The organism is Sandaracinaceae bacterium, assembly GCA_020633055.1.
Lineage (GTDB): Bacteria > Myxococcota_A > Polyangia > Polyangiales > Houyiibacteriaceae > JADJJE01.
Map to the genome: position 1 here is coordinate 711,783 of JACKEJ010000004.1, position 23,206 is coordinate 734,988.

At 69.6% G+C, this 23,206-nt stretch carries 18 protein-coding genes; 14 read left to right on the top strand and 4 right to left on the bottom strand.

Features of this window, described 5'->3' with window-relative positions:
* Window positions 1-58 precede the first annotated feature (58 nt).
* Genes H6726_02885 through H6726_02895 form a run of 3 tightly spaced genes read right to left on the bottom strand, consistent with a single transcriptional unit; the run spans window position 59 to window position 3,867 of the window.
* The gene (locus H6726_02885) at window positions 59-598 is read right to left on the bottom strand and encodes a DUF4242 domain-containing protein (protein MCB9656570.1); all 540 of its coding nucleotides are present in this window, start codon (window positions 596-598) and stop codon (window positions 59-61) included.
* A complete protein-coding gene (locus H6726_02890; protein MCB9656571.1) occupies window positions 595-3,342 on the bottom strand; it encodes an AAA family ATPase in 2,748 nt (915 codons plus the stop codon). Before H6726_02890 ends, H6726_02885 begins: the two co-directional genes overlap by 4 nt.
* An 18-nt stretch (window positions 3,343-3,360) precedes the next feature.
* The gene (locus H6726_02895) at window positions 3,361-3,867 is read right to left on the bottom strand and encodes a hypothetical protein (protein ID MCB9656572.1); all 507 of its coding nucleotides are present in this window, start codon (window positions 3,865-3,867) and stop codon (window positions 3,361-3,363) included.
* A 215-nt stretch (window positions 3,868-4,082) separates the two neighbouring features.
* Here H6726_02895 and H6726_02900 point away from each other — a divergent pair, with 215 nt between their 5' ends.
* The 14 genes from H6726_02900 (at window position 4,083) to H6726_02965 (ending at window position 21,396) form a co-directional block, all read left to right on the top strand.
* Window positions 4,083-5,837, top strand: a complete 1,755-nt coding sequence (locus tag H6726_02900) for a hypothetical protein (protein ID MCB9656573.1) — start codon at window positions 4,083-4,085, stop codon at window positions 5,835-5,837.
* 171 nt (window positions 5,838-6,008) lie between these two features.
* Complete coding sequence (locus H6726_02905) at window positions 6,009-7,466, top strand: hypothetical protein (protein MCB9656574.1); 1,458 nt, start codon at window positions 6,009-6,011, stop codon at window positions 7,464-7,466.
* Between the two features lie 125 nt (window positions 7,467-7,591).
* Window positions 7,592-9,280 (top strand): DUF3556 domain-containing protein, encoded by a 1,689-nt coding sequence (locus H6726_02910; protein MCB9656575.1) that lies wholly within the window; start codon window positions 7,592-7,594, stop codon window positions 9,278-9,280.
* Window positions 9,277-10,719 (top strand): NAD(P)/FAD-dependent oxidoreductase, encoded by a 1,443-nt coding sequence (locus tag H6726_02915; protein MCB9656576.1) that lies wholly within the window; start codon window positions 9,277-9,279, stop codon window positions 10,717-10,719. The genes H6726_02910 and H6726_02915 overlap by 4 nt, the downstream gene beginning before the upstream one ends.
* 114 nt (window positions 10,720-10,833) lie before the next feature.
* Window positions 10,834-11,577 carry a response regulator transcription factor gene (locus tag H6726_02920; GenBank protein ID MCB9656577.1) on the top strand — a complete coding sequence of 248 codons (744 nt, stop codon included), beginning with the start codon at window positions 10,834-10,836 and terminating at the stop codon, window positions 11,575-11,577.
* Window positions 11,578-11,616: 39 nt separating this feature from the next.
* Window positions 11,617-12,402, top strand: a complete 786-nt coding sequence (locus H6726_02925; GenBank protein MCB9656578.1) for a hypothetical protein — start codon at window positions 11,617-11,619, stop codon at window positions 12,400-12,402.
* 63 nt (window positions 12,403-12,465) lie between these two features.
* Window positions 12,466-13,164, top strand: a complete 699-nt coding sequence (locus H6726_02930; protein MCB9656579.1) for a MotA/TolQ/ExbB proton channel family protein — start codon at window positions 12,466-12,468, stop codon at window positions 13,162-13,164.
* A gap of 8 nt (window positions 13,165-13,172) precedes the next feature.
* Complete coding sequence (locus H6726_02935) at window positions 13,173-13,649, top strand: biopolymer transporter ExbD (GenBank protein ID MCB9656580.1); 477 nt, start codon at window positions 13,173-13,175, stop codon at window positions 13,647-13,649.
* Window positions 13,650-13,680: 31 nt separating this feature from the next.
* Window positions 13,681-14,121: a biopolymer transporter ExbD gene (locus tag H6726_02940; GenBank protein MCB9656581.1), complete on the top strand. Its 441-nt coding sequence runs from the start codon at window positions 13,681-13,683 to the stop codon at window positions 14,119-14,121.
* A 181-nt stretch (window positions 14,122-14,302) separates the two neighbouring features.
* Complete coding sequence (locus tag H6726_02945) at window positions 14,303-17,194, top strand: TonB-dependent receptor (GenBank protein MCB9656582.1); 2,892 nt, start codon at window positions 14,303-14,305, stop codon at window positions 17,192-17,194.
* Window positions 17,195-17,229: 35 nt separating this feature from the next.
* On the top strand, window positions 17,230-18,615 hold the full coding sequence (locus H6726_02950; GenBank protein ID MCB9656583.1) for a hypothetical protein: 1,386 nt from the start codon (window positions 17,230-17,232) through the stop codon (window positions 18,613-18,615).
* 258 nt (window positions 18,616-18,873) lie between these two features.
* The gene (locus tag H6726_02955; GenBank protein MCB9656584.1) at window positions 18,874-19,245 is read left to right on the top strand and encodes a VOC family protein; all 372 of its coding nucleotides are present in this window, start codon (window positions 18,874-18,876) and stop codon (window positions 19,243-19,245) included.
* A 98-nt stretch (window positions 19,246-19,343) separates the two neighbouring features.
* A complete protein-coding gene (locus H6726_02960) occupies window positions 19,344-20,192 on the top strand; it encodes an HAD-IIB family hydrolase (GenBank protein ID MCB9656585.1) in 849 nt (282 codons plus the stop codon).
* Entirely contained in the window at window positions 20,185-21,396 is a 1,212-nt protein-coding gene (locus H6726_02965; protein ID MCB9656586.1) for a glycosyl transferase, read from the top strand. The genes H6726_02960 and H6726_02965 overlap by 8 nt, the downstream gene beginning before the upstream one ends.
* Before the next feature lie 30 nt (window positions 21,397-21,426).
* Here H6726_02965 and H6726_02970 read toward each other — a convergent pair whose 3' ends face one another.
* Entirely contained in the window at window positions 21,427-23,172 is a 1,746-nt protein-coding gene (locus H6726_02970) for a sugar phosphorylase (protein MCB9656587.1), read from the bottom strand.
* Window positions 23,173-23,206 lie beyond the last annotated feature (34 nt).

Sequence of the window (23,206 nt, forward strand, 5' to 3'; positions counted from 1 at the left end):
TCCGCGAGACGCGGGTTGCGCACCTTTCGCCGGGGACCGAGCCGCCAGTGGGTGACGGCTACGCGACGCCGAGGTCGTCGTGGAACGCGGCCGACCAGGCACGCGTGAAGGGCAGCTGGCTCTCGAGGTTGGCGCGTCGCACGCTCTCGGCGTCGATGCCCTCGAAGTGGCACAGCCCGAAGAGACCGTCCTCGGAGAGGTAGGCCTCGAGCAGGCTGGCACGGTGCCGCCGCATGCAGTCGGCTGCGCCCGCACTCAGCGCCTTGTATTGGTCCAGGGTGGCGGCATCGGGCATGGCACGTTGCACCATCACGCGCTCACGTCGCTGCTGGAGGTCGGACACACCCCGGCCCGTGAGGATCAACGCCTGCCACACGCGCTCCCAGGGCACGCCCGCGTCGTCGTGCGCGGCCCGGACCAGCGCCGGCTCGGGCGCCTCGTACACGCTGACGCTGCGGCTCCCGTCACGCGCGAGCACGGCGTAGCGCAGCTGCACACGACCCTCCCCGTCCTGCTGGGCCACCAAGTTCTCGAGCGTCCGTAGCTGCTCGCTGTCGAGCGGGGTCTCGTGAAAGCGTTCGACGACGATGGTGTTCATGCTCTCGGCTCCCTCGGCCGCGCGCGGCGGCTCTTCTTCGTGGTGGCGGGGGGCTGGTCCGGGCCCGCGCTGGGGACACCCTCGCCGTCGCGCTGGAGATAGTCCAACACCCCGTGCGAGACATCACGGCTGCCCCGTCTCAACGCTTCGGCAGCATGGCGATCCGCCTCGGCCGTGTCACCGCGCGCGGCATGTGCGCGCTGGAGGATCCTCGAGGAGAGCGCGATCTCGCTAGGGCGCTCGAGGATCTCCGCCAAGTCGAGCGCGCTCGTGGCCCGCGCGATGGCGTGCGCGAGGTCGCCGCGCGACAGGTCGACCTGCGCCGCGCGGGACAGGATGAAGGCCAGGCGCGCCTTGGCGTCCGCCATGCGCAGGGGCGCGAGCTGGTCGTCGAGCGCACCGGGGTCGACCTCGCCCCGCAGGTGCCGCAGCAACCCCGCCAGCGCCACCACATAGGGCGCTTCACTGCCATCACGCAGCTTGGGGGCGAGCTGCTCGGCGCGCGAGAGGTGTCGCGCCGCGCGGCCCAGGTCCGCCCGCTCCACCTCCAACATGAGCGCGTGTTCGGTCGCGTAAAACGCCATGGCGTGCTCGCCGCGCAGCTGCGCGAGGGTGTAGGCCTGCTCGTAGCACTCAGCGGCCCGGGTGTAGTCCCCCTGGTGCTGCGCGATCATGCCGAGCCCGTCCTGGATGTTCGCCAGGTCCACCTCGAGCACCTTTGCGCGTGCGTCGGCCTCGAACAGCAGGGCGCTGCCTTCGCCCAGGTCGTGCTCCAGCAGCAGCAGGCAACGCCCCGAGTCCGCCATCGACTCGACCCGCGCCCGGGGCTCGAGCGACTGGCTGATGCGCTCGGCCTCCCGCATGTAGCGATTGGCCGCCGCGCCGGAGCCGTCCTCCCAGAACAGGTAGCTCAGCAACCAGAAGGCGCGCCGGGCCTCGGGCACCTGGCCAAGGCTCAGCGCCTCCTGAGCCAGCGCTTCGAGTTCGGCTTTCACCGGCGCGCGATCCTCCGGGCGTCGTGCGCGCAGCTCCACCCCCATCAGTCGGATGGTGGCGCCCACGCGCTGCTCGTCGGGGAGCGTCCGCGCGTGCCGGAGGCCGCGCTGGGCGAGCGTGGCGGCCTGCCGATTCGCGAACACACGTAGGCAGCGCTCGCCCGCGCGCGCGCATGCATCGGCAGCCAGCTGCGCGTCGCCACACAGGTTGGCGTGGCGCGCCAACTCGGCGACGGCCGCGCTGTCCGTGCGCCCTTGGTCCCGGAGGAGCTCGGCCACGCGGCGGTGCATGTAGCGGCTACGAGCACGCGAGAGGTCACCATAGACCGCCTGACGCACCACGCCGTGCACGAAGGTGAACGCCCCCGCGTCCTCGTCCGCCACGAGCAGCGCCTGCGCCTCCAGCAGCTCGAGCGCGGACACCAGGGCGCCTGGGTCCAGGTCGATGAGGCTCTCCAGTTGCGCGCTGTGGAAGCTCTCGCCGAGCACCGCCGCCCAACGGAGCACGTCGGCCGCTTCGGGCCCGATGCGCAGGACCCGCTCGCGGACCGTCTCCGTGACGCTCAGCGGAAGCGCCTCGTCGGTGGCGCTGGTCGAGCGCGCCAGCTGCAGCGCGAAGAGGGGGTTCCCGCCGCTGCGGGCGTACACCCGGTCCCACAGCGCGGGGCAGTCGGGCAGCAGCGCCTCGAGCGCCGCGCGGTCCAGTCGCTCGAGCGGCAACGTGGTCAGCTGGCCCTCGCGGCCGAGGCTGCGGATCACGCGCGCGAGCGCGACGTTGTCGGGGAGCTCGTCGCGGCGCGCAGCGAGCAGCAGCACCAGGCGGCAGTCCTGACACTGCCGGAGCACGTAGTGCAGCAGCTCGGCGCTGGCGGGGTCCAGCCACTGCACGTCGTCGAACGCCAGCAGCAGCACCTGCTCACGCGCAGCCCTGCCACGGACGAAGTCGGCGACCCCCGCCAGGAGCCGGTCACGCCCGCCCGCATCGGTGGCGTCCGTGTGCGCGTCCGGCAGCAACGCTTCGAGCGCGCCGTTCGCGCCTGCGTCGCGGTCGGCTCCGTGGGCCACGCGGCGCAGCGCGTCGATCCAAGGCCCGTATGGGCGCCCGGCTTCGCCCTCTTGAGCGGATGCGTAGACCACGGCGCCGCCAGAGCGCTGCGTGTGCTCCCGGAGCGCCTCCACCAGACGGCTCTTGCCGATACCTGGCTCTCCCTGCATCACCAGGATGCGCGCCTGCTGTTGGCGCTTGGCCTCGTCCACGGCGGCGGTCAGCATGCTCAGCTCGCGATGGCGGCCCACCAGCGGAAGCGACGTGGACGTGGCGCTGGTCTCATGGTCGGCGCTCACGGAGAGCGCTGCTCCCCGAGCCCCACGCGGCGTGGTCCCGTCGGCGGGCGCACCCCCTCCGACGCGGTCGACGGGTGTCGGGGCGGGCGTGACCACGGGTGCCGGCTCCGCGCGCTCGGCGGCGCTCGCCGTGTTCCGACGCGTGGGCGCTGGGCTGCGGCGCAACTCGGCCCAGGCCGCGACCAGCTGGCGCTCACGCGGATCGCTCACCTCGGCCAGGATGCGGCGGCCCGCGCTGAAGTACTGCTCCGCCTCGGCCTCGTGGCCGGCCGCGTGCGCCATGCGCATCGTCGCCAGACGCGCCTCGAGGTCGTAGGCGTCGAGGGCGGCCCACGCGCGGGCATGCGGCAGCGCCTCTTCGGGTTGCTCGCCCAGCCGCGCCACGAGCTCGCGCAGGATGCTCACGCGCAGCGTCCGCAGCTCTTAGCGCTCGGCCACGCACCAGGCCTGGTAGTCGTCGAACTCACGCAGATCGAGCCCCTCCAGCAGCTCCCCCCGGAACGCCGCGGCCCACGCCAGCAGCTCCGCAGCCGGCGTCCCGCTCACGCCCATCTCGCGCACGCGCGATCGCAAGCGCAGTACGTCCACATCCATGCCCTCGGTGTCGATCATCACGGTCGCGCGGTCGGCCACCAGGCGCGCCCTGCCCGGCTCGTCCACCAGCGGGCGGATCTTGCTGAGGCTCCAGCGCAGCGCGCCGCGCGGGTCGTCCGCCACGTCCCAGAACAGGTCGCACAGCTTCTCGCGCCGGAACGTGCGGCCCGTCAGCAGCAGGAACGCCAGCAGCGCGCGGGTCTTGCGCGAGGGCGGAAGCTTGAGCTCCTGCGCACCCCGGTGGATCTGCAGGTCCCCCAACAGGCACACGCGCACGACGTCGCCTGCCGCGTCTTCGGCCGCGCGGGCGGATCCTCTCTTCGGGGGTCTCGGCATGGAACCGCGGCTAGCCTACCGCACGGAGCCGGGCCGGCGGCCCGGAGTTGCGTCTCACCGGGGTCACGAACGATGACGCCATCGACCTGGGTTTCCGTGACTGAGCCGACACCGCCACACGCTCGCGGGCGCTCCACGCATCGTGCACAATGTCGGCGCGCTCCGAGGAGCGCCTCGATCATCTCAGTCCCGCTTGGGCACGACGTGAGGAAGCCATGGGTCCACTGCAGCATCGTCGAACACGCGGCCGGCACGGCATGCGCGCGCCACTCTTGAGCGCGTGCCTGGCGTTGACCACGTGGACCTGTGCGTCCTCCACGCACTACGCGAAAGAGTTTCGCATCGTGCACGTGCGCGCCTCCGACGGGATCGCGGCGCAGCTCGCCGCGCATGCCTGCGCGGGGCTGTACAACCGGCGCCTCGGAGGCTCGGTCTTCGTGCAGAGCGACCCCGACGTGTCGCAGGCGGCCATCGACGGTGCCGTCGCCATGGACGAGCTCTGGCTGGACGCCCTCGGTCTCGAGTCCGCGGAGAGCCAAGAGGTGCCTGCGTTCCTGGCCGAGTGCGTCGCCGACTTCGGCTGCGTGCGCTACGCGTACGACACGCAGCGCGAGATCCTCCCGAGCATCATGACGGTCGCGGCCGCCCACGGGGCGCCCATGCTGGCCGACGAGTCGCCCGTCCGCTGCGAAGATCCCATCGTCGACGCCACCGAGGTGTTCGCTGGGCGCAACACGCAGCTCCTGGCCACGCAGTACGTCTACGAGAACTACCTCGACGAGACGACGGGGCTGGCCATGCTGAACCCCGGGTACGACCGCTTCGCGGCAGACCTCGCGAACCCCAGCCTGACCGACGACATGTCCGTCGCGCTGGTCGACTTCGTCTTCGAGCGGAAGCTGTTCGTCGCGTTCCTCGTCAATGGCTGCATCCAGGGACACCCAGAGCGAGACCTGCTCTCCAGCATCGTGAACGAGAGCGCGTGGCCGAAGCCGCTGCCCGTGTACGGCTACAACGACTCGTGGCTGGTCCAGGGGTACGTGTACGAGGCGCAGACGCGCTGCTTGGAGAGCGCCAACATGGGCGCGATCCCGACGCGCACCTCCAACCTGTCCTTCTTCGGTAGCCGGCGCCCGCCCATCGAGCGCAGCGGCGAGCTCCCGCTCAACCCGCCGCAGGAAGTCACCTACGACCCCACCAAGGTCTACGTCGCGTTCGTGGTCGGGGACGGGGACAACGTGCGCTACATCATGTCCACGCGGCGCGACTGGATGGAGGAGCGCACCGCCCTGTGCCGCGACGCGAGCCCCGCGTGCCCGCCCCTGTCGTGGACCATCTCGCCCCACCTGCCCGAGATCGCGCCGGACGTGCTCGAGTGGTACTACGCCGCCGCGGCGTCCACCGGGTCGGACTACTTCACGCTCCCGCCGAGCGGCTACCTCTACTCGTACCCCGGGTCGATGCCGCCGGACGACCAGGCGCGCTTCGCCGCCGAGACCGAGAGGGTCGCCAGCATCCTCGGCACGCACAGCGTGGTGCACTGGGAGTGGTTCTCCACGTGGCGCGGGTCACGCGCGAACTTCCTGCCGCGCTATGCGCACGAGGGCGGGCAGATTCAGGGGATCTTCCCGGTCAACGTGCCCTACCTGGTGGAGATCTTCACGGACTGGCCCGCGGAGCAGGAGTACGGGCTCATCGAGGGTGAAGACGGAACGAACGCCGTGATCTTCCGCTCGCACGCGTGGCGTGGGGTGGACGACCGCGACGCGTTCCACCCGAGCCCACAAGTGATGTCAGACCGCCTCGCCGCGCTGCCCGCGGGCACGGTGACCTGGGTCTACATGACCAGCGACGGGGGGCTCAGCCTCGCGAACTCCTACACCGCGCTCACGCAGATCCTGCCGTCGAACGTGGTGATCGTGTCCGCGGACGCTGCGGCGCAGCTAGCGCTCGCCGCGGGCGAGCCGTAGGCCCCGCGAGCGGTGGGGAGAGGCTCCATCCGGGTGAAAGGGCGAGGGGAGGGCGGTGCCGCACTCTTGGTTGCGCTCCTCGTGGCGACGCTGCCCGCGTCTGCGTACGCACAGCCATCCATCGATGACTCGCGTTCTGCGTTGGTCGCAGGTCTTCCCGTCGCCATGGTCATGGCGCGAGACTGTCCCGGCGGCCGCAACGCACAACGACTGAGAGCCAGGTACCGCGAGCTGGAGCGGATCCCCGAAGCGGACCGGGATCGCGCCCTCGCCGTGGCGCTCGCGAGCGAGTTCATCGCGGTCGCGGAGCAGTGCCACGATGGTGCTGGGCGCGCGCAGCTGTTCCTCGATGCGGGGAATGCGCTCGTCCTCGGTGGAGAGCGACGCGCTGCGGCAGACCATTTCCTGAGCGTGCATCGTTTCGCTCGCGCGCTGCGCGATCCCGCGGCGTACGACGGCGGCGACGCCCTCCTGTCTCTCGAGGCCCAGGCCATGTTTCGGTACGGCTGGGCCCTCGAGCAACTCTTCGAGTTCGAGGAGGCGCTCGAAGCGTATCGCGCGGTGTTCGATGAGCCTGCCTTCAGCGCGGACGCGTCCTCGATGGCATTCCATTGGCACTTCGATGCGCTGGTGGGGAGCATGGCTCTTCGCTACTACCTACGGCAGTGGCGTGAGTTCGATGCTGTCCTGCTGCGCGTGCAGACGGTCATACGTTCACTCGACGAAGCACTCGCGGGCATGACGACGCTCGAACGCAACGGGGCACGGTGGACAGGCGACGCGTCCGCCGCCAGAGCCCGGCGTGAACGGCTTGCGGCCGGCTTGTTCGCTCGAGCCACACTCGCGGCCGAACGCGGCCAAACGCAGGACGCCATCCGCGACCTCGAGCGCCTCCTCGTCCAGTTCGACCAGGACCCAGCGGGCAACTTGCATCGCCTCAACGCGCGCTGGCGCCTGTTCGAGTTGCACGTCGACTCCGGCGCTCGCTCCACGCGCGCCACTCGCGTGGCGCTGCTTCAGGCGGTCCTCGACGAAGCCGCTCGTCCCAACGAGAACCTGATCGGGATCCCGGCACGGTACGCGGCCAGGGCGCGGTACCGGCTCGTCGACGAGCTCATGGCCGACCTCCGTGCGCACGTGCGCTCTGGCCGCCTGGTCACGCGCGTCCGACTGGAGCGCGCGATCGCCCTGGCGGACGCTGTCACCACCGCCTACGCGGAGGCGTTCGCGTCTTCCTGGCCTCCCTACGGCGTCCAAGGCATCGCGCGCAGCGCAGACGCCTACGCCCTCGTCGCGCGCGCGCTCGACGACGCCATCGGCGCAGGCAGAGCCCGTGACTGGCAGCGCGACGCACGTGCCCGGCTGGCCTGCTACGTGACGGCGCTCGATCGACTCGCCCTCGGCCACGCCCGCCACGCGGGGCTCGTCGACCCAGTGCTCGAGACATCGATCAACCGCCTGGGCGCCTTGTCCCCGGAGGACGTCAGCGCTTGCGGCGACTCCCTGCCGTCTGCGGCGGGAGCCTTTCCGCCGTCCCCGCTCGACGCGCCACACCCCGCGCCGTTGGGACTGCTTCCACAGATGGCGCGGCTGGACGCACCTCCGGAGCTCGCGCAAGTCCCTCCGTGAAGAGGGCTCAGCCAAGAGCGGCGCCCTTCGCGTGGGCGTGTACGTGACGTCGCGGGCGGGCGCCGAGTTCCCACCGCGTTCGGCCGGGGCAGGTATGATGCCCCCTCACCCCCTGAGGCCGACGCATGAAGCTGATGAAGCCCGAGCTGCCCCCGTACGACCCGTTCGAGTGGGAGCGCCTCCCGTTCCGTGAGCGGGCCAAGCTGGTGTGCGAGTCGTGGTGCATGGACGGCTACGGCTCGCCGTTCGTCGTGTACGTCGCTTACCTGCTGAAGATCGCGGGCTACATCGCGCTCTGGTTCTTCTTCTGCGGCTTCACCCCCGGGCTGGGCAGCACGGCCGACCTCGCCCGCTGGTGGGCCGACCCGGTCGCGTTCCAGAAGGCCATCCTGCTCACCACCATGATGGAGGGGCTCGGCATGGCAGGCTCGAGCGGGCCTCTCACGGGACGCTACCTGCCACCCTTTGGCGGTTTCCTCTACTTCCTGCGGCCGGGCACCACCAAGCTCGCCCTGTTCCCCGCGCTGCCCCTCCTCGGCGGCACGCGCCGCACGCTGTTCGACGTCGCGCTGTACGCGGGCTTCCTCGGGCTCGCGCTGACGGGCCTCTGCTCCGCCAGCATCCCGGGCGAGGTCTGGCTCGGGCTGGTGGTGGTGGTCCCGCTCATGGGCATCGCGGACAAGACGCTGTTCCCGGCGGCACGCTCGGAGCACTACTGGCCCACCATGCTGTGCTTCGCGTTCATGCCCAACTGGGTCGCGGGCGCCAAGGCCGTGCAGCTGGCCATCTGGTTCTGGGCGGGCGTGTCCAAGTGCAACGCGCACTTCCCCACCGTGGTGGGCGTCATGACTAGCAACCACCCCGTCGTGCAGGCCAAGTGGATCCGCCGCCGCATGTACAAGGACTTCCCCAACGACGTGCGCCCGGCCGCGCCCACCATCGTGCTCACCCACATCGGCACGCTGATCGAGCTGGTGATGCCCATGATCCTGGCCTTCGCGGTGGGGGGCTGGCCGCTCACGCTGGGACTCACGCTGATGGTCGGCCTGCACCTCTTCATCTTCAGCAACATGCCCATGGCGGTGCCCCTCGAGTGGAACGTCATGGCCGTGTATGGCGCCTTCGCGCTCTTCTACGTGCACCCCGACGTGAGCGTCTTCCACATGGACTCCCTGCCCGTGGCGGCGGTGCTGTTCACCACGCTCGTGCTGGTGCCCCTGTTCGGCAATCTGTTCCCGGAGCGCTTCTCGTTCCTGGTGTCCATGCGCTACTACGCGGGCAACTGGCCCTACACCATCTGGCTGTTCAAGGGCGACAGCCGCAAGAAGATGATGCAGCTCACCATGAGCGCGCCGTGGGTGCACGACCAGCTCAACAAGCTGTACGAGCCCGCCGTGACGCACGCCATCCTGGGCAAGGTGCTGGGCTTCCGCCTGATGCACCTGCAGGGGCGTGCCCTGTCCGAGCTGCTGCCCAAGACGGTGCCCAACCTCGCAGACTACGAATACTACGACGGCGAGATCATCGCGGGCCTGGTGCTGGGCTGGAACTTCGGGGACGGGCACCTGCACAACGAGCGCCTGCTCCGCATCGTGCAGGACACGTGCGGCTTCGAGCCCGGCGAGCTGCGCTGCCTGTGCGTGGAAGCGCAGCCGCTCGGCCGGCCCACCATGGCCTACCGCATCTACGACGCGGCCACCGGGCTCTTGGAGGCAGGCAAGGTGGACGTGCGCGCCATGCAGGCGCGTCAGCCTTGGGATGCACCCGCGGACGTCGCCGCCTCCGCCGAGGCCACAGCGAGCGGGGCAGCATGAGCCGCTACGACGCGGTGGTGGTGGGCTCCGGCCCGAACGGGCTCGCGGCGGCCATCCGGCTGGCGCAGGCGGGCGCGTCCGTGCACGTGCTGGAGGCCAAGGACACGCTCGGCGGCGGCATGCGCACGGCCGAGCTCACGCTGCCCGGCTTCCATCACGACGTGTGCTCCGCCGCGCATCCCATGGGCATCCTATCGCCCTTCTTCCGCACGCTGCCGCTCGACCGGCACGGGCTCAGCTGGGTGCAGGGCGACGCCTCTGTGGCGCATCCCTTCGAGGACGGCCCGGCCGTGCTGCTCAGCCGCTCGCTCGAGGCCACCGTGGCGGAGCTGGGCGCGGACGGTGAGCGCTACCACAAGCTGGTCCGGCCGTTCCTGTCGGACCCGCACGCCTTCGTGAAGGACGCGCTCGCGCCGCTGCGCATCCCGACCCACCCGCTGACCATGCTGCGCTTCGGCCTGCTGGGCCTGCGCTCGGCGGTGGGCCTCGGCAAGCGCTTCGAGGGCGAGCGCGCCAAGGCGCTCTTGGCCGGCTGCGCCGCGCACTCGGTGCTGCCGCTCAGCAAGTCGTTCACGGGCGCGCTCGGGCTGGTGTTCCTCATCACGGCGCACATCGAGACCTGGCCCGTGGTGCGCGGGGGCTCCCAAGCGCTGGCCGACGCGCTGGTGGCGCACCTGCGCGAGCTGGGCGGCACGCTCGAGACCGGGCGCATGGTGGAGCGCGCCGAGGACCTGCCCGACGCCAAGCTCTACCTGTTCGACACCAGCCCCGATCAGGTGGCGCGCATCGCTGGGCCGGCCCTGCCCTTGGGCTATCTGCGGCGGCTGGGGCGCTACCGCTACGGGCCGGGCGTGTTCAAGCTGGACTGGGCGCTGGACGGGCCGGTGCCCTGGCGCGACCCGCGCTGCGTGACCGCGTCCACGGTGCATGTGGGCGGCACCATGGGCGAGGTCGCGGCGGCCGAAGCGGCCATGTGGCGCGGCGAGCACCCGGAGAGGCCCTTCGTGTTGATGGTGCAGCAGGCCGACCTCGACCCGAGCCGCGCGCCCGAGGGGAAGCGCACCGGCTACGCCTACTGTCACGTCCCGGCCGGCAGCGAGGTGGACCTGACCGACGTGGTGGAGCGGCAGGTGGAGCGCTTCGCCCCGGGCTTCCGCGACCGCATCCTCGCGCGGCACGTGTCACACACGCGTGACATGCACGCGCACAACCCCAACTACGTAGGAGGCGCCGTGACGGGCGGCGTGGCCGACGCGTTCCAGCTGTTCACGCGGCCGGTGGCGCGCTGGAACCCCTACAGCACCCCGAACCCACGTGTATTCATGTGCTCCGCGGCGACCCCACCCGGCGGCGGCGTGCACGGGATGTGCGGGTTCTACGCGGCCGAGGGTGCCCTACGCCGCCTCGCGCGGGTGTCGCAGGCCGCCCCCCTGCGATAGTCCCGGGGGGGCCGCCACAGCGCCCTGTGCGACGCACGTCCGTGACGCACGAGTTTGTCGCTTTGCAACCGCTGCTCCACGCAGTTGTCACGCAAGGCGGTCAGCGTCACTTGGATGTTCTCTTCGTGTTGTTGTGTGATCGCGGACGTCGCGCTGCACGGTGCCCTGCAAAACGAGTTCGCGTCGGAGCCCGTGCTCCTGCGCTACGTCGCGACCGGGCGCGAGGCGCTCGCCATGACGCTCGAGCCGCCCGTGGTGTTCCTGGTGGCGTCGCCGCTGCCCGACATGAGCACGTCGGAGTTCCTGCGTCGGCTGCGTGAAGGCAACCACGGCAGTGAGCCGCTGGTGCTGGTGCTGGGCCGCGAGATCGACGAGATCGATCGCATCGTGGCGTTCGAGCTGGGCGCCGACGATCTGGTCCAGCAGCCCGTGCCGCGCCGCGAGATCGCGCTGCGAATTCGGGCACTTCTGCGGCGGTCCAAGGCGCCCACCCCCAGCGTCGACGTGGTGTCCGCGGGGCGCCTGCAGATCGATGTGCCGCAGCACACCGTCACCTTCGACGGCGCGCCGCTGGACCTCACGGCCATGGAGTTCCGCCTGCTGGCGCACCTGGCGCGGCACAGCGGCATGGTGCTCAGCCGGGCGCGCCTGCTGGACGAGGTGTGGAACCACCCCGACTCGCTGGATCGTCGGACGGTGGACACCCACATCAAGCGCCTGCGCGAGAAGCTCGGTGGCGCCAGCCGCGTGTTGGAGACGGTGCGCGGCTTTGGGTATCGGTTTCGTGGCGACGCCCTCGAAGGAGAGACGGCTGCCACGGAAAGGTCACATAGCCGCGCGCATTCGGTACCTGGCTGACACACGACCGTCACCGTCGATCCCTAAAACACACTCACCGTGTTCAACGACTTCGATCAAGATGCCGAGAAGGAAGAAGGCCGGGGCCGCCGTGCGGCTTCGATGGCCATCTCCGGGTTGCTCTTCCTGCTGATCGGCTCGGGGTTGGCCGCCACCATGGCCACCGTGCGCGCGATGCAGCCGCGTCGGCCCGATCGCGACGTCGAGTTCGCGGACCTGCCGATGGAGGCACCGCCCGAGCCCGAAGAGGCTCCTCCGCCCCCTCCGCCGCCACCCCCTCCCGTGCGGCGCGCGGAAGATCGTCCAGCGGGCGAACGCCCCGTGTTGGACGGTCCTCCCTCCGAGATTCCCGACGAGCGCCCCGAAGAGGCCGAGGGTGAGCTGGCGGCCGTCAACAACGTCGGCCCCATCGAGAACGGCGCGGTCATGGGCGAGGGTGGTGGCGAGCGCGAGCCCACACCGCCCCCCGTGCAGGCGCCGCGCGTCGAGCTACCGCAACGCGTGGAGCGCGCCCCCGAGCAGGAGCGCGAGACCATCCGCCGCGCCCGCTTCCTGGCGGACCAGTCCGGCTGCCGCAGCCTCATCATCCCGGACGCCGTGGGCCAGGCCCTGGGCGCTCGCACCGTCCGTATCCGCGTGCGTGCCCTCGTGGGAGTCGACGGACACGTCATGAACGCGAGCGTGATGAACGGCGACGCGGACGTGCCCGAGTCGCTCGTCATCGACTGCGCCACGCAGTGGGTCTTCGCGCCCGCCACGCTGCCCGACGGCACCGCCGTCCCCTACCCCGCCATCCGCACCTTCGTCATCACGCCGCGCACCTGAGCGTCGCACCCCGAGAGAGAGAGAATCACTATGGACATGGACGTCGTACACCTCTGGGCCAGCATGAACAGCCTTGTTCGTGGCGTGGTCATCGTGCTCACCCTGCAGGCCCTGTCGTGCATCGCCGTGGTGGTCGACCGGCTCATCCTGCTCTTCCTCAGCGCCCGCAAGTCGCGCACCTTCGCCAAGGCGGCGGGACGCAAGCTGGCGGCCGGTGACCACGAGGCCGTGGTGGCCATCGCGAAGGAGAACCAGGGCAGCCACCTGGCCAACTTCATCGAGACCGGCCTGACGGTGTTCATGGAGCGCACGGCCGACGGCCTCAGCCGCGAGAAGGCGGCCGAGCTGGCCAACCGCGCCCTCGAGCGCCGCGGCGAGCAGCTGTCCGCGAGCCTCAACCGCGGCATGAACATCCTCGCCTCCACGGGCAGCACGGCGCCCTTCGTCGGGCTGCTGGGCACCGTGCTCGGCATCTTGAACGCGTTCAAGCTCATCTCCGAAGACGGCGGCGGCGGCATCGGGACCATCGGCGCGGCCATCGGTGAGGCCCTCATCGTGACGGGCTACGGGCTCTCGGTGGCCATCCCGACCGTGCTCCTCTTCAACTACCTGAGCGGCCGCATCGCCAAGTACGAGGCGGGCCTCGCCAACGCGGGCAGCGAGCTCATCGACCAGCTCGAGGCCGGCTCCTACAAGCGCGTGGCGGACAGCGACTCGCCGCCCGCGCACAGCGCGCACGACGCCGCCGTCGCGATGGCCTGAGGAACACCATGGGACTCTCTCGCAAAGGCAACAACCGGCCGCGCCCGTCCATGAACGTGACGCCGCTCGTCGACGTCGTGCTCGTGCTGCTCATCATCTTCATGGTGGTGCTGCCGGCGATGGAAGAGGGTCTCAGCATCGACGTCCCGAGCGTCTCGCACCAGGACGAGGATCACGACTCGGAGATGGAGCCCTTCCTCATCTCCATCACGCGGGACGGCAGCTACTACTTCGACACCACCGCCATCCGACAAACAGAGTTCGAGGCCTACCTGCGGCAGCAGCACACCAGCCAGCCCCGTCGCAAGGTGGTGCTCCGGGCCGACAGCGCGGTGCAGTACGTGCGGGTGCGCGAGATGATGCACCTGTGCCGCGAGATCGGCTTCCCGGGGGTCTCGCTGCGCGTGAACGCGCGCCAGGGCGAGGCCGAGCAGGCCAACGTCGGCGGGTCGAGCGACCACATGCTCGCGAGCCGCGCGCACTGAGACACCGGCGGACCAGCAGGAGACCATCGTCATGGGCATGGACCTCGACACAGGCAAAAAGAAGAAGAAGGGCGTAGGCACGCCCGAGATGAACGTCACGCCCCTCGTCGACGTCGTGCTCGTGCTGCTCATCATCTTCATGGTCGTGATGCCCATGATGCACGCGAAGTTCTGGATCCACGTGCCGCCCAAGCCGGACGAGACCGCCGAGCAGGCGCCGCCCGACCCGGACGCGCTGCAGCCCATCGTGGTGACGGTGAACGCCCAGGGGCACATCCAGATCAACCAGGACGTGTTCCCGGACGACGTGTTCCCGCGCCGCCTGCGCGGCATGTTGGTCGCGCGCAACGAGCGCAAGGTCTACTTCGACGCGGCGGACAACGTCCGGTTCGAGCGAGCGATGGAGGTGATGGACCTCGCTCGCGGTGGCGGCGCCGCGCACATCGCAGTCATGACGGAGAGCCTCCACTAGGGCGCCGTTTCCCCCCTCGGCGCAGGGCCCACCGACGCGTGCACGCCTGCGCCCGCAACCGATGAGGTTCCTTGTGAATGCCAGCGTACGATCGTGCGAGAGGTCGTGGTCCGTCCGGACCGCGCTCGCGCTGTGTTTGATGATGGGAGGCGCATCGCCGGCCGCCGCGCAGGACGCGGGCGTGCCCCCAGCCGACGCCGGGACGCCGCAGGCTCCTGCGGGGGACACCACTCCACCGGCCGATCCGGTGCCCGAGGTGGAGCCCGAGCCCGAGCCCGAGCCTGAGCCTGAGCGCGAACCCGAGGTAGAGCCCGAGCCAGACACCCCGGCCGTGACGCGCGCGATTGACACCACCACGGGCCTCGGCGGCGAGATCGTCGACTCGGTCACGGGTCTTCCACTGGCGGACGCCCCCGTGATCGTCCAGCGCGGCGACGGAACCCCCGAGACGACGCTGACCGACAGCGAGGGTCGCTTCCACCTCTACGTGCGCCCCGGCCGCTACACCGTGCGCAGCTACTACGACCTCTACCACGGCGCGCGCATCGTCATCCGTGTCACACAGGGCCGCATCTCGCCGGTGCGCCTGTTGCTCGACCCGATCGACGAGGAGAGCGACGTCGCCGTGGACGCCGTGGAGGTGACGTACGTCGCGGACGTCTCCGGCGAAGAGGCCGGTCAGGCCGTCCAGGCCGCTTCAGCCGTCGCCCAGGACATCAACACCTCCGAAGGTATGACCCGCGCTGGGGCGAGCAACGCATCCGATGGTGCTCGCCAAGTGGCGGGCGTGTTGATCGAGAACGACCAGCCCATCATCCGCGGCCTGCAGGGGCAGTACGTGCAGGTGCTGATCAACGGGACGCCCGTCCCCAGCACGGACCCGAACATCCCAGGTGTCGACCTCGACCTCTTCCCGACCAGCATCATCCAGAACCTGGCGGTCATCAAGACGTTCCTCCCCGACATGAGCGCCTCGTGGGCGGGTGGTGTGGTGGACGTCCGCACGGTGCAGTTTCCGACGGACTTCACGCTGGAGCTGGGCGTCAGCTTGGGCGGCAACACCATGACGACGTTCCGCCCGACCCTCGACTACCAGGGCGGCCGCTGGGATTGGACCGGATTCGACCACTCCCGCGACCTGCCGGGGACCGTCCCCAACCAGCTCGTGACCCCCTCGCGCAACGGGCTCAGTCTGGACGAGGCCAACGCGATCGGCCGGAGCTTCGCGAACCGTTGGCAGTACGAGCAGTCCACCGGCATCCCGAACATCGGCGTGGGTGCAACGCTTGGGAACTCCCATCAACTCGGCGAAGGCCGTCGCTTTGGCTATCTGCTCACCGCGGGCTACGGCTACGACACCGCGCGTACCTCGGGCGTCAACCGCTATCGCCCGACGGTGGCGCCCGACGGGTCCCTCCAGCGCTTCAATGACCTCGAGGTCGAGACTGCGCAGCGCGACGTCAACCTGAACCTGATGGGCACGACGTCGGTGGACTTGTCCGTCGACAGCTCGCTCAGCTTCCTCGCCCTGTTCAACCGCACCACCTCGGACAACGTCGAGCTCAACCGCGGCATCCTCGGTGAGCTCGACACGGGCGCGCAGGCGGAGCGCTGGCAGCTGCAGTACCTGGCGCGCACCCTCTTCTTCTCGCAGCTGCGGGGCGACCACCGCAACCTCGGAAACACGGAGCTGCGCCTGCGTTGGACGGCGTTCGCTGGGCTCGGGCGGCGCAACGAACCGGACCGCCGCTCGGTCACCTACGGCTCCCAGGGTGGCGACATCCTGTGGCTCGCGAAGTCGGGCTCCGGCGAGCGCTTCTTCAGCGACCTCCAGCAGCGAGACTTCGGCCTGGAGACCAACCTGCAGATGCCGCTGTGGTCCACCACCGCAGGAGAGGCCCAGCTGTTGGTCGGCGGTTCGTTCCGCCGCTCGGACCGCACCTTGCTGAACCGTCGCTTCCGTCTGCTGCGCGGCTTGGACCAAATGCCCCAAGAGGTCTACGCCATGCCCGTCGAGGATCTGTTCAGCGACGAGGGCATCGGGACGCTCACCCGCTTCCAGGAATTCACGTTCCCCACAGATAGCTACAACTCGGACCAGACGCTCTATGCGGGATTCCTGACCCTCGACACGCCCATCGTACGCAGCCTCACCCTGAACGCCGGCGCACGCCTCGAGGTGTTCGACCAGTCCGTCGAGAGCACCAGCCCGTTCCCGACCACCAACGATCCCATCCGCACGAACCGCACGGACATCAACGTGCTCCCGGCGGCGTCTCTGAAATACGGCTTGCGCGAAGGCATGAACCTCCGTCTGTCCTACGGCATGACGGTGGTGCGCCCGCAGGTCCGCCAGCTCGCGCCGTTTCTGTACTACAACTTTCAACGCGACAGAAACGAAGTTGGTGACCCCGAACTCACGAGCACCAACGTCCACAACGTCGACGCTCGTTGGGAGTGGTTCTTCTCGGAGCGGGAGCGCGTCACGTTCTCTGCGTTCTACAAGGGACTCGACGGATACATCTACGCGCAGGTCCTCGACCCGATCTCCTACGCCGTGGGCTACCGCAACGCCGGCCGTGGCTACGTGGTCGGAGGCGAGCTCGAGCTCGCCGTCGGATTCGAGCGCATCCACGAGCGCCTCAGGCACTTCAGCCTGCTCGCGAACGCGACCGTCCTGCGTTCACAATTGTCACTCATCCAGACCGCTGGAAGTGCCGTGCCAGATCACGTCCCTGTGCCAGGCCAGGCCCCGTTCGTCTTCAATCTGTCACTTCGATTTGACGAACCTGTCTCGGGCTTCTCGGCGGCCATCGTCTACAACGTGGTCGGGCCTCGCGTCACGGACGTGGGTGTCCGCATCGACGAAAACACCCTCTATCCGAACATCCGGCGCATGCCGTTCCATCAGCTCGACTTCGTGGCTTCGTGGCAGGCCAACGAGCACCTGAAGCTCAAGCTGAAGTTCAAGAACATCTTGTTTCAGAGGCAGGACTGGAGACAAGGAAACTTCCTCGAGTCCAGCACCACCCCCGGCGCCTCGTTCTCCATCGGCCTCGACTACCAATACTAGAAATGAATGCTCCATCAGGGAGCGAAGAGGAACTTATGAACCGCAAAATCCAACTCTGCTCCTTGATGCTCGGCATCGCCGCCTTCGGCGCCGGCTGTGGCGACGACAGCGGGTCGACCACGTCGACGACGTCCACCACCTCCACCACGTCCACGACGACCACCACGATGGACATGGGCACCCCTGACACCTGCCCCACCTCCGGCGACGTGATGATCACGACGGACATCACCGAGGACACCACCTGGAGCTGCCCGAGCTACCTGCTCGTCGGCCAGATCTTCGTGACGGGCAACTCCACGCTCACGATCGAGCCGGGCGTCGAGATCTTCGGCGACACGGCCAGCACCCCGAAGCCGGCGCTGATCGTCACGCGCGGATCCCAGCTCGACGCCGTGGGCACCGAGTCGGAGCCGATCGTCTTCACGTCCGCCAACGCCCCCGGCGCCCGCGCGACGGGTGACTGGGCGGGCGTCGCGCTGCTCGGTAGCGCCACCATCAACGCTGGCACCAACAACGCCGGCATCCTCGAGGGGCGCCTCGAGGGCCTTCCGCCGACCGAGCCTCGCGCCGTCTACGGCGGAGACAGCGACACCAGCAGCTGTGGTCACCTCGAGTACGTCCGCATCGAGTTCGCTGGCGCTGAGCTGAGCGTCGACAACGAGCTGAACGGCCTCACGCTGGCCGGCTGCGGCTCCGGGACCGAGATCAGCTACGTGCAGATCCACCGCGGCTTCGACGACGGCATCGAGTTCTTCGGCGGCACGGCCGGCATGGACCACGTCATCATCAGCGGCTCCACCGACGACGGTCTCGACTGGGACCTCGGCTGGCGCGGCGACGTGCAGTTCCTCGTCATCCATCAGTTCCCCGGCATCGGCGACAACGGCATCGAGGCCGACAACCTGGGCAGCAACGAGGCCGCCACCCCGCGCAGCAACCCCCGGCTCTTCAACGTGACCATGGTCGGCAGCGCCCGCGGCATGGTGCTCCGTGAGGGTACGCGCGGTCTCCTGCGCAACTTCATCATCCAGGACTTCGCCAGCGAGGCCGTGGACCTGCGCGCCACCACCAACGACCTGAGCACCGAGTGGCCCTCGCAGCTCTCCATCGAGAACAGCTTCTTCTTCAACAACGGCGCCTACGACGACGAGACCACGGTCGCCGCCGACAACGACGACAACGGCTTCGACGAGCAGGCCGCCATCGAGGACGCGGCCCGCAACAACACGGTCGGCACCGACCCGATGCTCGGCTCCACCAGCGTCACCGCGCCGAACTACGTCCCGGCCAACACCGCCGTCAACAGCCAGGCCACCCCGCCCGCCGGCTTCGTCGACACGGCGGCCACCTACGCTGGCGCCTTCGCCCCGGGCGGCACCAACTGGGCCGCCGGCTGGAGCGCCTTCCCGGCCAACTGAGCCTCACGGCTGAACACGCGGAACGGCCGCGCTCTTTCGGGGGCGCGGCCGTTCCGCGTTTGCGGCTAGAGCGCAGATCAGGATCGCCGCAAGACGCTGGCGCCGGACGAAGGTTCGCAGGCAAGGCGCCGCCTGCGGGCCTTCGGGCGAGCCAGGGGTTGCGCCGAACCTGCATCGCGCTCTAGAGACGCTTCTTGGTGCGGCACGCTGGTCCGCGTGTTGCGCCGACGCCAGAGCCGACGTGGTACAACGAGCCCCATGGAACTCGGCGCATTCTCCATCAGCTTGGCGGTCAAGGACTTGGCCGTGTCGAAGGCCTTCTACGAGAAGCTGGGCTTCGCCGTCACGGGCGGTGACGACGCGCAGGGCTACGTCATCATGGCCAACGGCGAGCACCTGATCGGACTGTTCCAAGGGATGTTCGACAAGAACATCCTCACCTTCAACCCGGGCCTCAACAACCGCAAGGAGACGCTGAGCGAGTACACGGACGTACGCGAGCTGCAGCGGAAGCTGGAAGAGCAGGGCATCGAACTCACCCAGCGCTGCGACGAGAGCGGGTCGGGCGCGGCCAGCATCATGTTGGTGGATCCCGACGGGAACCCCATCTTGATCGACCAGTTCTTCTGAGCTCGAGGCATGCTCCTGGCGCACTGAGCGCGGCGCTGCGGGCGGCAGCGAGGACCTCAGTCGAGGCTCCGCGGGCGTGTGTGCTATGTGCATCAGAAGTGCTCGCGACCGACCACAGCTTCCTGGTGTTCACCGACCTCGACGGCACGCTGCTCGACCACGACACGTACAGCTTCGAGCCGGCGCGACCCATGGTGACGCGCCTGGCACAAATGGGTGCGGTGTTGGTGCTCACCTCCAGCAAGACCGAGCCCGAGATGCGCGCGCTGCGCACAGCGCTCGGCAACGACGCGCCGTTCGTGGTGGAGAACGGGAGCGTGGTGTGCATGCCTGCGCGAGAGCCGGGTGCACCCGACGAGCACGTGGTGCATGGCGCGCCCTACGCCGACATCCGGCGCGTACTCACCGAGCTCCGCGCCACCCACGGGTTCGACTTCGTGGGCTTCGGCGACCTCGACGCGGCTGGCGTGGCAGAGCTCACCGGCCTCAGCACGGACGACGCCGCACGCGCCAAGCAGCGCGCCGGCACGGAGCCGCTGGTCTGGCGCGACACCGACGAGGCGCTCGTCCGCTTCGAGCGCGCCGTGCAAGACGCCGGACTGCACGTGACGCGCGGCGGGCGCTTCGTGCACGTCATGGGCCACACGGACAAGGGGCGCGCCGTGCCCTTCTTGCGCGCCCACTACGAGACTCTCTTCCCCAGCCGCACGTGGACCACCGTCGGGCTCGGCGACAGCGAAAACGACCTGCCGCTGCTACACGCGGTGGACGTCGCCATCGTCGTGCGCAAGCCGTCCGGCGCGTGGCTCCCGTTCGAGAGCGCGCGCCCGCAGTACCGCACCGCGCTGCCTGGCCCCGCCGGCTGGGCCGCTACGCTCGCCATCGCGCTCGACGACGCGACGCGCGCGCACCAGCAACCCTCAGCGACCGAGGCCCAGCATGGGTGACTTCCACCAGAACGGCCCGGTGGCCACGCTCCACAACATCACCAAGCGGCCTACCGAGTACCTCGAGGCCGAGCTGATCGAATTCGCGAAGGCGCGGCCCATGACGCTCATCCTGCCCTCGCTCTATTCCGAGCTCGAGACCGACGCGCTCGCGCACATCGTGGACGAGCTGCGGCACGTGCCCTACCTGAGCGAGATCGTCATCGGCCTCGACCGCGCCGACCCGGACCAGTGGCGGCACGCGCGCGAGTACTTCAGCGTCCTCCCGCAGCACCACCGCATCCTCTGGAACGACGGGCCGCGGCTGCTGGAGCTTGACGCCGAGCTGGCCGAGCAGCGCCTCGCGCCCCGCGAGCGGGGCAAGGGGCGCAACGTCTGGTACTGCATGGGCTACACGCTGGTGTCTGGGCGCGGACAGGCCGTGGCGCTGCATGACTGCGACATCAAGACCTACGACCGCGGCATGCTGGCGCGGCTCTTCTACCCCATCGCCAACCCGGCCTTCAGCTTCCAGTTCTCGAAGGGGTACTACGCGCGCGTGGCCGGGGGCGCGCTCAAGGGGCGCGTCACGCGGCTGTTCGTGACGCCCCTCATCCGCGCGCTGAAGATCAGCGTGGGCAACCTGGCGTACCTCGACTACCTCGACAGCTTCCGCTACCCGCTCGCGGGCGAGTTCGCGGTGCGCGCGGACGTGCTGAGCGACCTGCGCATCCCGAGCGACTGGGGCCTCGAGGTGGGCACGCTGAGCGAGCTGTACCGCAACTTCGCCACCAGCCGCATCTGCCAGGCGGACATCCTCGACATCTACGACCACAAGCACCAGGCGCTCAGCCCCGAGGACGCCGACGCGGGCCTCGCCAAGATGAGCACCGACATCGCCAAGGTGCTGTTCCGCAAGCTGGCCATCGAAGGCCAGGTGCTCACGTCCGAGACCTTCCGCACCATCAAGGCCAGCTACTACCGCGTGGCCCTCGACCTGATCGAGGCCTACAGCGCAGACGCCGTCATCAACGGGCTCACGCTCGACCGCCACGCCGAGGAGCGCGCCGTGGAGGTGTTCACCGAGAGCATCATGCGCGCCGGCGAGCACTACCTGAACCAGCCCATGGAGGTGCCCTTCATCCCCAGCTGGAACCGCGTGCGCAGCGCCCTCCCCAGCCTGATGCCGCGCCTGCACGCGGCCGTCGAGGCCGACAACGCCTGAGGCCCGCGACCAATGGCGTGCACGCGGTCGCTAGGAGCCCGCGCCAGCCAGCCACATGCACTGGTAGGGCTCCAGCAGCAGCTCGGTGACGCTGCGGTCGATGTCGACGCCACTCAGCAGGTCGAGGGAGCGTCGCGGGAGGCGCGAGAGCGCGCGCTGAGCGATCGGCACGCGCTGCTCTTCGGGAGTGACGTTGTGCAGCGCCAGGATGCGCTGAGTGCCGTCCAGCGACAGGCGCTCGAACGCGAATAATGCAGGCCCCAGCTGCAGCACCTCCATGCTGGCGTCGGGGTGGAAGGCTGCCTGCCAGCGACGCAACGCGAGCCGCCGGCGGTGCTCGCGGAAGACGCGCGCGCCGTAGCCCCTCGGCTGTCGCAGACGCGCCAGCAGGGCCGCCTCGTCCCAGCGGTGGCGGTTGATGTCGCGCGGGTGCTTGGTCTTGTCGTAGCCCTCGTAGTCGTTGGGCGTGGCCGTCAGACTATGGATGTACACGCCCGGGATGCCGCGCAGCCCGATCATGGCCGTCTGGGCCGCGAGGAAGCGCTGCACCTGCAGCCGGTCGCGCCCCTTTGCACTGCTGCGCAGGGCGTCGAACAGGCCGACGTTGAGCTCGTACGGGCGCTGGTTGCCCGCGTCCACGGCGCGGAAGCTCACCAAGCCCCCGTTGCGCTGCATGCCCGCCACCAGGCGCTCGAGCTCACGCTCGTCCAGCAGGCCCTCCACGGGGCGCAGGCCGATGCCGTCGTGCGAGGCCGTGAAGTTGAAGAAGGTGCAGCCCGGTGGCGGTGTGCGCAGCGACGCGGCCCACGCCGTGAGCGCGGAGGCGTCGCCCGCGTAGAGCGCGTGCAGCAGCAGCGGCGGCAGGCTGAACTGGTACACCATGTGGGCTTCGTCGCCGGCGCCGAAGTAGCTGAGGTTCTCATCGTTGGGGACGTTGGTCTCGGTCAGCAGGATGACGTCGGGGGCCACCATGTCGCAGATGTCGCGCATGAGCTTCACCACGTCGTGCGTCTCGTCCAGGTGGATGCAGGGCGTGCCCAGCCGCTTCCAGAGGAAGGCCACGGCGTCCAGCCGCACAATGCGCGCGCCGCGCTCGATGTAGGTGAGCAGCACGTCCACCATGGCCAGCAGCACGGCGGGGTTGCCGTAGTCGAGGTCGGGCTGGTCACGCGAGAACGTGGCCCACACGTGCTGCGTGCCGCGCGCGGTCTCGAAGGGCTGCAGCAGCGGATGCGTGCGCGGGCGCACCACCTGCGACACGTCCGTGTCGGCTGGGAGCGTGTGGAAGAAGTCGTGCCCCGTACCCTCCCCACGCACGAAGGCCTGGAACCACGCGCTCTCGCTCGAGCAGTGATTCAGCACGAGGTCCATCATCAGGTCGTGCTGCGCGCCGATGCGAGCGATGTCGTCCCAGCTCCCGTGCGCGGGCGCGACGGCCTTGTAGTCGATGACGGAGAAGCCACCGTCCGAGCTGGACGGGCAGAACGGCAGGAAGTGCACCGTGTTCACGGCGCCCGCGAGCTGCTCTTCGAGGAAGCGGGCCAGCGTGCGCAGCGGCGCCTCCCCGGCGCGGCGAATGGAGTCGGCATACGTGATGAGCACCACATCGGCCTGGCTGTAGCGCGCCCCCGACCCGTGCGGCGGCCTGCGTGGGTGCGCGTCCATGCGGCGCAGCAGGTCGTCCAACACGGCACGGGCGCGGTCCGCGTAGAGCAACCGCAGTCGCGGGAGAGCGCGCTCGCGAAAGCGCGCCGCGTCGAGGGGCTCGGGGCTCACCTGTTTCGGTATGGGCCGAAGGGCGCTGGGATGC